Below are 9,550 nucleotides of genomic sequence, written 5' to 3'. Positions count from 1 at the left end.
CTCGCTATTGTGCGCTCACTGTATTGAATTATTACGATGAGGTGAGCTGTGAATGTGTGGATTTTGCTACAAGGTTTTGGATTAGGTGCAACGATGATTATTCCTATTGGTGCACAAAATGCCTATGTGCTAAACCAAGGAATTAAGCGCAATCACCACTTAACGACGGCGACCATCTGTAGTCTACTGGATGTGATTTTTATTTCTCTGGGTATATTTGGTGGCGGTGCCCTACTCTCAAGTAACGAAATCTTACTGACCTCGGTTACCTTAGGCGGTGTTGCTTTTCTCTCATTTTATGGATTTCTTTCTTTAAGGAGTGCCTTCACTTCAACAAGCACTAATGAATCGGATGGCGAAGTGATCGCACGTGGTAAACGAACGGTTATTTTGGGCGCGTTAGCCGTTACTGTGCTTAACCCACATTTATACTTAGATACGGTTGTGATTTTGGGATCGATTGGTGGTCAGTTTGAAGGCCATGATCGCATCGCGTTTGCGCTAGGAACCATGATGGCCTCTTTTGTATGGTTTTATTCTTTATCAATTGGTGCTGCGAAACTGGGGCCGACGCTCTCAAAGCCTAACGTGAAGAAAGGAATAGACATGGCCGTGGCCGCAATGATGTTTAGCATCGCCTTTATCCTTGCAAAAGGGCTGGCAATTCAATATCTGGTGTAAGTATATAACCAACAAAAAGAAAGGGCATAAACTGAATAATCATTTCATGCCCTTTTCACTTGATTGAAAATGAATTAATTCATTTTATTCAGATGAACATCCATTTGTGGGAATGGGATCTCAATACCTTCTTTATCCAACTCTTCTTTGATGGCTTGTAACAAATCAAAATAAACAGCCCAATACTCTGCCGTTTTCACCCAAGGGCGAACCACAAAATTGACTGAAGAATCGGCCAAGGCCATTACACCAATAGTCGGTGCAGGATCTTTCAACAAACGAGGCTCTGCCGCGACTACTTTAGCCAGCACTTCCTTGGTTTTTTGCAGATTGGACTTATAAGAAACACCAATCACCAAATCAATACGACGAGTGTCATGGCGTGAATAGTTAACAATTGGGCCACTGATGATCGAACCATTAGGCACAATCACCATTTTATTGTCAGGCGTGCGCAGTACTGTTGAAAAAATTTGAATCGATTCAACCGATCCAGCAGTACCACTCACTTCCACGTAATCACCGGATTTAAATGGGCGGAATGCCACAATCAAAACGCCCGCAGCAAAGTTTGATAGGGAGCCTTGTAGCGCTAAACCAACCGCCAAACCAGCCGCACCGATAATGGCCACAACAGAAGCGGTTTGCACACCAATGCGACCTAAAGCGGCAATTAATACCACCACAAATAGCGTATAACGGACTAGACCATGAACAAACTCAACAACTGCTTTGTCCATGTCTTTCTTTTTCAGAGCCTTGGCAACACTTCCAGCGACAGCTTTAACAACAATGTTACCAATAAATAGGATCAGAATAGCGGAAATAATATTGACGCCGTATTGTATCAAAAGATCTGAATTATTGGTCAGCCAAGTATTGGCTTGCGCTAAACCATCGACTAATGGAGCTTCGATGCCCATTGATTCACCTGACATATTACATTTCCTCTTTATAAAATCATTTTGAATGTTGTTACCACTGAACATCAAAGACAAAAAACGACTGACAGCAGAGTGTCAGTTTTTTGGCACAATATCTCACTTTGGTTATGTTGCAAAGTCAGTTTTATGTAAACACTGACAAAACAAATAGTTACTTGGAAGCATTGATATGAGCTTGTTAGAGGTTAAGCAATATTTTAACAATCCGCCAGTCATTTTGTCTGAATCTCGGCCATAAAAAAACCCGCTCATTGAGCGGGTTCATCACTTAGTCCAGATAAATGAACTTATAGTACGTCGATCGCATTAAGGTCAGCGAAGGCTTTCTCTAAACGAGCAACCATCGATGCTTGACCAGCACGTAGCCATACGCGTGGATCGTAGTATTTCTTGTTTGGCGCAGATTCACCCGTAGGGTTACCAATTTGACCTTGTAGGTAATCATGATTTTCAGCTTCGTACTGACGGATACCGTCCCAAGTTGCCCACTGAGTATCAGTATCGATGTTCATTTTGATAACACCATAGCTGATTGACTCTTTGATCTCGGCTTCAGAAGAACCAGAACCACCGTGGAATACGAAGTTTAGAGAGTTCGCTGGAAGGCCAAATTTCTCAGAAACATACGCTTGTGAATCACGTAGGATAGTTGGAGTCAGTACCACGTTACCCGCTTGGTAAACACCGTGTACGTTACCGAAAGAAGCTGCGATAGTGAAACGGTGGCTCACTGCGCTCAATTTCTCGTAAGCGTAAGCTACGTCTTCAGGAGAAGTGTACAGCTCAGATGAATCCATGTCTGAGTTGTCAACGCCGTCTTCTTCGCCACCAGTACAACCCAGTTCGATCTCGATAGTCATACCCATTTTAGCCATACGCTCTAGGTATTTCGCACAAGTTTCAACGTTCTCTTCTAGAGACTCTTCAGAAAGGTCTAGCATATGAGAAGAGAATAGAGGCTTACCAGTTTGAGCGAAGAACTCTTCGCCTGCGTCTAGTAGACCGTCGATCCAAGGAAGTAGTTTCTTCGCAGCGTGGTCAGTGTGAAGAATAACAGGCACACCGTAAGTTTCTGCTACAGCGTGAACATATTTCGCGCCAGCAACCGCACCTAGGATTTGTGCACCTTGACCAGCAAGTTTAACGCCTTTACCAGCAAAGAAAGCCGCGCCACCGTTAGAGAACTGAACAACCACTGGCGCTTTCACTTTAGATGCAGCTTCAAGAACCGCATTGATAGAGTCAGTGTTCACTACGTTTACTGCAGGAAGAGCAAAGTTATTTTGTTTTGCAACTTCAAATACTTTCTGTACGTCATCGCCAGAAATTACGCCTGGTTTTACGAAATCGAAGATCTTAGACATGGATTTGATCCTATTTTTTCTATCGTTTTAAAAATAAAACAGTTAAGTTTAAATTCTTGCAAACGTTTGCTCACAACTGGCGTCATTCTATCAGAATAAAAACACACGTGCAGCAAACAAGAAAGCGGGAATCACTCCCGCTTTCATTAGTCATTAAGCTTTCGCGCGTGCTTCTAGCATTTCAACCGCTGGTAGTACTTTACCTTCAACAAACTCAAGGAATGCACCGCCGCCAGTAGAGATGTAAGATACGTCGGCTTTGATACCGAACTTGTCGATTGCCGCTAGTGTGTCACCACCACCAGCCACTGAGAAACCTGCAGATTTCGCAATCGCTTCAGAGATACCTTTTGTACCTGCTTCGAAGTTTTTGAATTCAAATACGCCAACAGGACCGTTCCATAGAATGGTTTTTGCGTTAGCGATGATTTCAGCCAGTTGTGCGGTTGAGTCTGGACCTAGGTCGAAAATCATATCGTCATCTTGAACATCCGCCACGTTTTTGATTTCCGCTTCTGCGTTTTCATCAAAGGCTTTTGCACAAGCAACATCTGTTGCTACTGGAATAGAACACTCTTTCATCAACTTTTTAGCCGTTTCAAGCAAGTCTGCTTCATATAGAGACTTACCTACGTTGTGGCCTGCTGCTGCAATGAAAGTGTTAGCAATACCACCGCCAACAACCAGTTGGTCAGCAATTTTAGATAGCGATTCTAGAACCGTTAGTTTAGTAGATACTTTTGAGCCACCAACGATAGCTACCAATGGACGCTCTGGGTTATCCATGGCTTTGCCTAGTGCTTCAAGTTCTGCTGCCAATAGTGGACCAGCACAAGCGATAGGTGCTTGCATACCAATGCCGTGAGTTGAGGCTTGTGCACGGTGAGCCGTACCAAATGCATCCATCACAAATACGTCGCAAAGAGCGGCGTACTTTTTAGATAGTTCTTCTTCGTTCTTTTTCTCGCCTTTGTTAAAGCGAACGTTTTCTAGAACAACAAGCTCACCTGCGTTTAGCTCTAGGCCATCTAGGTAATCTTTTGCCAGTTTCACTTCGCAATCTAGCGCGTCGTTCAGGTAATTAACCACTGGTAGTAGAGAGAACTCTTCCGCGTATTCGCCTTCAGTTGGACGACCTAGGTGAGAAGTAACCATCACTTTAGCGCCCGCCGCTAGGCAGTGCTGAATTGTTGGTAGCGATGCAAGAATACGTGCATCAGAAGTTACTTTGCCATCTTTCACTGGTACGTTTAGGTCAGCACGGATAAATACGCGTTTACCTGCTAGGTCCAGGTCGGTCATCTTGATTACAGACATGGTTTGTCCTCTCAAATATTAATAAATAAAGTTTTTGGAAACCCGGCAACCTTGCCGAGCCTATAAATTCTTCAAACTGGTTATCGATATGGAGATTTGGGTTATTTATTTCAAGCTTGAAAATAAATAAATCTCCATCATCCTGCTACTACTCGGATGCTTGCATTGCGAGTGCCGTATCCAGCATGCGATTCGCAAAGCCCCATTCGTTATCACACCAAACGAGCATTTTAACAAGCTGCCCGTTGCTCACTCTTGTTTGTGAACCATCAACAATCGCACTATGGGGATCGTGGTTAAAATCGATGGAAACAAGCGGAGCTTCAGTATAGTCAACAATGCCACGTAATGTACACTGAGATGCGTTAACAATGGTTTGATTTACGTCATTAACTTTCACATTTGTATTAATTGTGACACTCAAATCCATCGCGGTGACATTAACTGTCGGTACGCGCACTGATATCGCTTCAAATTTGTTAGAAAATTTCGGAAAGATCCTTTCAATTCCTTTGTGCAACTTGGTGTCCACTGGAATGATGGATTGGCTTGCAGAACGTGTTCGACGCAAATCGGTGTGGTAGGCATCGATCACTTGTTGATCATTCATTGACGAGTGAATGGTGGTAATGGTTCCTGAATCGATACCAAACGCTTCATCAAGCACTTTAATAATCGGTACAATGCAGTTGGTAGTACAGGATCCGTTTGACACAATGCGGTGTTCTGCGGTTAGCGTCTCATGGTTGACCCCATAAATGATTGTATTATCGAGATCATGTGAGCCTGGATGTGAAAAGAGTACCTTCTTTGCGCCTGCCTCAATGTGCTCCAAACCATCGGCTTTTGAGCCGTACACACCCGTGCAGTCGAGCACAATATCAACGCCTAAATCGCGCCATGGCAGAAGTTTGATTTCACTAAGGTGCAAAATTCGAATCGAGTCATACTCATCCAGCCCATGATGAACATAGATATGCTCTTGATCATTGGTGATCTTTTTACCAAATCGACCATGAGTAGTGTCGTATTGCAGTAGGTGCGCCATGGCATCAGGTAGCGCCAGCTCATTCACCGCCACCACTTTTATCTGCTGACTTTTTCCACTTTCATATATCGCACGCAGCACGTTGCGCCCGATACGCCCAAAACCATTGATCGCGACTTTAAGCATCATTCCATCGTCTTAACTTTTTTCGTGGTACAGATAGTAACCGATAGCGACCAAGAGCAACACCCCAAGCCATCAGTTGTCGCAAAAGATTCCGTTTCTAAACAGACTCAAGGTACAAGCAACGGCGGCTACGACAAGAAAGGTGACCATAAAAAATGGCTCACCAAACGGGAGCCATTTCATTTGCGGTATTGATGGTTTAAAAGTTAACGTCAATACCTAACCAATAACGACGTCCATCTTCTACATAGCCATATTCTTGGTATGAAATTTCTTCATCGAGTAGATTGTAAATCGCACCTTTCAAGCTTACTTGAGAAGAAAGCGCGTAAGTTATGCCAGTATCGATGAACTGATAAGCTGGCTCAATCAAGCTGCTACGAGAAGGACCAGTGACTGGGTTGCTCTCTTTTCCACGATAAGTCAGCTTCAACCAACTGCTCAAGTTGTCAGTCGCTTGCCAATCAATATCAGCGCTGAAGCGATGTTCAGGTTGTTGCTCAAGTGGCATACCTTGATATTTTCCGGTTTTTTGCTCTGAGTCAGTAAAGGTATAGCTCGCGTTGAAATAAACCGTTTCTGTGATAGGCAAACCGAGCGTACTTTCAACCCCACGCGTGTACGCTTCATCAACGTTCACTCGATAAGTGGGATCAGAGCCCCACTCGTTCGGGCCTGCAGTACAGACGTTACTTGGGCACACAACACGGGTAATTTTGTCTTTGAAATCATTATGGAAGAAAGTCAAACTCGCGTTAAGACCCGCTCCATTTTGGTACATCAACCCCAACTCTTTGTTGATTGAAGTTTCGGGTTTTAAATCTGGGTTGCCGTAGATATTACCGCCACCACTCACTTGCGCCCAATTTGGCGTGACTTCTCTGAGCTGCGGTGAACGGAAACCCGTGGCCACGCCACCTTTCAGAATCCACGCTGGATTGATGGTCCACACGCCATACGCTCTTGGGCTAAAATGAGAACCATAATTTTCATCGTGGTCAACACGGCCACCTAAGGTTAGGTTAAATGACTCGGTCATGCGCCACTCGTCTTCAACAAACGCCGCCCATTGAGTGCTTTCAATCTGAGTTAAATCAGAGGCTTTATTTGAGGTAAAATCTTCTAACTTTGAATGTGAAGCCTCAATGCCTACGGTTGCCGTATTGTTAGTCAATGGCACCACTAAGCTTGATTTAGCCACCGTATTGATGATCTCCATCTCACGGCTTTTATTGTTACTTACTTCACGTTGGACATAAGTATCCGACACACCATAGTCGCCCCAATCCCCTTGGTGAGAAAGGGAAATATAGGTTCTACGGTATTCGTTTAAGCTGTCTTCGCACCCACCTTTACAACCTGTCGTTGGCACGGATAACCCTACATTGCCTCGGCGATCTTGTGCGGAAGTGCCCACTTCAAAAGTCAGATCATGCTGCTCATTAAGTTGGTAGTTCAACTTTGAAGTTAAACTTTTTAAGCTTTTGTCTTGGTAGCCACGTTCAATCTTATCTTCATCGCGTTCGGTACTCTGTCCATAAACTTGCAGAGAAAGATTGTCGGCCAGTGGCCCTGTCAGGAAGAAGTTGACGCTGTTCTGATCGCCAGAATCGCGATTTTCTTGGAAAACCGTATCCAACTGAACACTGCCTGACCACTCTTGATTATCTTTTCGTGTGATGATGTTGATCACACCACCAATGGCATCTGAACCATACAAAGTCGACATTGGGCCACGAATCACTTCAATTCGTTCAATGGCTTGCAGTGGTGGCATCCATCCCTGCTCAATACCTGGGCCATCACTATTTGGTCGAGTTTGACGTGAAGATTGACGCTTACCATCGACTAACATCAAGGTGTAGTTTGAACTCATACCGCGCAAGCTGATGTCTGTTTTGTCACCACCTCCAGTCACCAACACGCCCGGCACACTGCGCAGTGCATCGGTTACATCACGATAATAACGTGATTGCAACTCTTCTCGTGTAATCACACTGATACTCGCTGGAGCCTGCGCTTGTGTTTGTTCAAAACCAGCCGCCGTCACCACTAATTTCTCATAAGATTGAATTTCTTCAGCGAACACGTGTGATGAGGTGAATAACCCGAGCGCTGCAGTAATTGCAACATTCAGCGGATTGAGTCTGGACATGTACCACTCCTTAAATGATAATGATTATTAATTTCAGGAGTGGATTATTCATAATTTTGATGATTGAGATAGATAGACAGATGGAATGGTCGATACCGAATATGGAACACAGTGATGATTAGATTAAAAGGCCATTTTACTTATGCATGATTTCAGTGCGATCAAAGCTTTCCATGCTCTCTGTCAATACAAAAGCCTGACTGCGGCGGCGAAAGCGCTGGAACAGCCTAAGTCCACCCTCAGTCGACGTTTGGCGTCTTTGGAAAACGATCTCGGACAAGCCTTAATTGCTCGGCAAGGCAACCGTCTAACTTTGACTAAAGCTGGGCAAGTTTTTGCAGTTTATACAGAACAACTGCTTGAATTAGCAGAAAAAAGCCATGAAGCACTGCAAGAGTTTAATAACCAAATCAGCGGTGAAATGACCTTGGTGGTTCATCCGAACTTAATTCGTGGCTGGTTGAGCAATGTATTGGATGAATTCATGCAAACCCACACCGAAATCAACATTCGACTCTACAGCCAATATGTGGCAGAAGAGTCTCATCTTGAGCCTGATTTACTGATTTGGATTGGCCCGTTTGCTCAACAAGGCTGGAGACGTGAATTGCTCGGCCATTGGCAATATTCACCTTATGCGTCGCCACACTATCTTGCCAATAACGACATGCCAGAGCATCCACAAGATCTAGTCAAACATCCTTGGATTGATTTTATCGCTTTTCGCCAAGAAGCTTTGGCTCTCATCCATCCTATTCACGGCAGCTATCTTTTACCTGCGCTCACAAGCCGCTTGCAGAGTGATAATTTAGCTATGCAAGCGGATGCAATAGCCAAAGGAAGAGGCATCGGCTTACTGCCGACATGGTTTGCCAAAGGCTTTGAACAAGCGCACCCAAACAGTGTGCAAGCATGTTTGCCAGAATGGTTGTCGCCACCCACTGAAATTAGTTGTCATTATCCAGCAGGCAGACATCCGCTCAAACTGCGTCTGTTTATCGACGCGCTACGTCAAGCCTGTCCTGAGGAATGGAAAGCACCATAAACATCAAGATCAAAAAAGCCCAGCGAATGACTCGCTGGGCTTTTGCATTAAAAATAAGAAGACTTAAGCAAGCAGCTCTTGTGCTTGTTTCACCACGTTTTCAGTCGTAAAGCCGAACATTTTGAACAGTTGATCCGCCGGTGCTGACTCACCAAAGGTAGTCATACCGATGATCTTGCCGCCAAAACCAACGTACTTGTACCAGAAGTCGGCGATACCTGCTTCAATTGCAATACGCTTAGTCACGGCTGCTGGTAGTACGGCTTCGCGGTAAGCTGCGTCTTGTTTATCAAACGCATCGGTCGATGGCATCGAAACTACGCGCACTTTCTTACCTTCTGCTGTAAGTTGCTCTGCGGCTTTTACCGCCAGTTCAACTTCAGAGCCAGTGGCAATCAGGATAAGCTCAGGCTGACCAGCGCACTCTTTTAGGATGTAACCACCTTTCGCGATATCCGCAACTTGCGTTTCACTGCGTGGCTGCTGCGCTAGGTTTTGACGAGAGAAAATCAGCGCTGATGGGCCATCTTTACGCTCAATCGCCAACTTCCATGCGACGGCTGATTCCACTTGGTCACACGGACGCCATGTGCTCATGTTCGGTGTCAAACGCAGTGAAGCCACTTGCTCAACCGGTTGATGGGTTGGGCCATCTTCACCCAAGCCAATCGAGTCATGAGTGTAGACTTGGATGTTCTGAATCTTCATCAGCGCGGCCATACGCATTGCATTACGGGCGTATTCCATAAACATCAGGAAGGTTGCGCCGTAAGGAACGAAGCCACCGTGCAGCGCGATACCATTCATGATGGCCGTCATACCGAATTCACGCACACCATAGTGAATGTAGTTACCCGAGAAATCTTCCGC

The 9,550-nt window shown here is 44.9% G+C and carries 8 protein-coding genes; 2 read left to right on the top strand and 6 right to left on the bottom strand.

Features of this window, described 5'->3' with window-relative positions:
- The first annotated feature begins 48 nt into the window (after positions 1-48).
- The gene (locus AACQ17_RS02355) at positions 49-681 is read left to right on the top strand and encodes a LysE/ArgO family amino acid transporter (RefSeq protein WP_017049516.1); all 633 of its coding nucleotides are present in this window, start codon (positions 49-51) and stop codon (positions 679-681) included.
- Positions 682-755: 74 nt separating this feature from the next.
- On the opposite strand, the gene mscS is transcribed toward AACQ17_RS02355, so the two are convergent.
- The 5 genes from mscS to AACQ17_RS02330 form a co-directional block, all read right to left on the bottom strand.
- On the bottom strand, positions 756-1,619 hold the full coding sequence (gene mscS, locus AACQ17_RS02350; RefSeq protein ID WP_026028483.1) for a small-conductance mechanosensitive channel MscS: 864 nt from the start codon (positions 1,617-1,619) through the stop codon (positions 756-758).
- 293 nt (positions 1,620-1,912) lie between these two features.
- Positions 1,913-2,989 carry a class II fructose-bisphosphate aldolase gene (gene fbaA / locus AACQ17_RS02345; protein WP_013857804.1) on the bottom strand — a complete coding sequence of 359 codons (1,077 nt, stop codon included), beginning with the start codon at positions 2,987-2,989 and terminating at the stop codon, positions 1,913-1,915.
- Positions 2,990-3,142: 153 nt separating this feature from the next.
- A complete protein-coding gene (locus AACQ17_RS02340; RefSeq protein ID WP_026027969.1) occupies positions 3,143-4,306 on the bottom strand; it encodes a phosphoglycerate kinase in 1,164 nt (387 codons plus the stop codon).
- Positions 4,307-4,454: 148 nt separating this feature from the next.
- Positions 4,455-5,480 (bottom strand): erythrose-4-phosphate dehydrogenase, encoded by a 1,026-nt coding sequence (gene epd, locus AACQ17_RS02335; RefSeq protein WP_026027970.1) that lies wholly within the window; start codon positions 5,478-5,480, stop codon positions 4,455-4,457.
- Between the two features lie 199 nt (positions 5,481-5,679).
- Positions 5,680-7,635, bottom strand: coding sequence for a ligand-gated channel protein (locus AACQ17_RS02330; protein WP_094128465.1), 1,956 nt, complete (start codon positions 7,633-7,635; stop codon positions 5,680-5,682).
- A gap of 142 nt (positions 7,636-7,777) precedes the next feature.
- Here AACQ17_RS02330 and AACQ17_RS02325 point away from each other — a divergent pair, with 142 nt between their 5' ends.
- A complete protein-coding gene (locus AACQ17_RS02325; protein WP_019282284.1) occupies positions 7,778-8,680 on the top strand; it encodes a LysR family transcriptional regulator in 903 nt (300 codons plus the stop codon).
- Positions 8,681-8,743: 63 nt separating this feature from the next.
- On the opposite strand, the gene AACQ17_RS02320 is transcribed toward AACQ17_RS02325, so the two are convergent.
- Positions 8,744-9,550: transketolase family protein (locus AACQ17_RS02320; RefSeq protein ID WP_276206490.1), on the bottom strand; the 807-nt coding region annotated here is incomplete at its 5' end.

It is taken from the genome of Vibrio sp. V10_P2A27P122 (assembly GCF_963874335.1).
In the GTDB taxonomy this organism is placed as follows: Bacteria; Pseudomonadota; Gammaproteobacteria; order Enterobacterales; family Vibrionaceae; genus Vibrio; species Vibrio anguillarum.
This window is presented reverse-complemented; position numbering and strand designations above follow the sequence as displayed.

What these genes read in the sequence shown, in the direction of transcription:
- mscS (WP_026028483.1), bottom strand. Translation starts at nt 1,619, where the DNA reads ATGTCAGGTGAATCAATGGGCATCGAAGCTCCATTAGTCGATGGTTTA.
- fbaA (WP_013857804.1), bottom strand. Translation starts at nt 2,989, where the DNA reads ATGTCTAAGATCTTCGATTTCGTAAAACCAGGCGTAATTTCTGGCGAT.
- AACQ17_RS02340 (WP_026027969.1), bottom strand. Translation starts at nt 4,306, where the DNA reads ATGTCTGTAATCAAGATGACCGACCTGGACCTAGCAGGTAAACGCGTA.
- epd (WP_026027970.1), bottom strand. Translation starts at nt 5,480, where the DNA reads ATGCTTAAAGTCGCGATCAATGGTTTTGGGCGTATCGGGCGCAACGTG.
- AACQ17_RS02330 (WP_094128465.1), bottom strand. Translation starts at nt 7,635, where the DNA reads ATGTCCAGACTCAATCCGCTGAATGTTGCAATTACTGCAGCGCTCGGG.
- AACQ17_RS02325 (WP_019282284.1), top strand. Translation starts at nt 7,778, where the DNA reads ATGCATGATTTCAGTGCGATCAAAGCTTTCCATGCTCTCTGTCAATAC.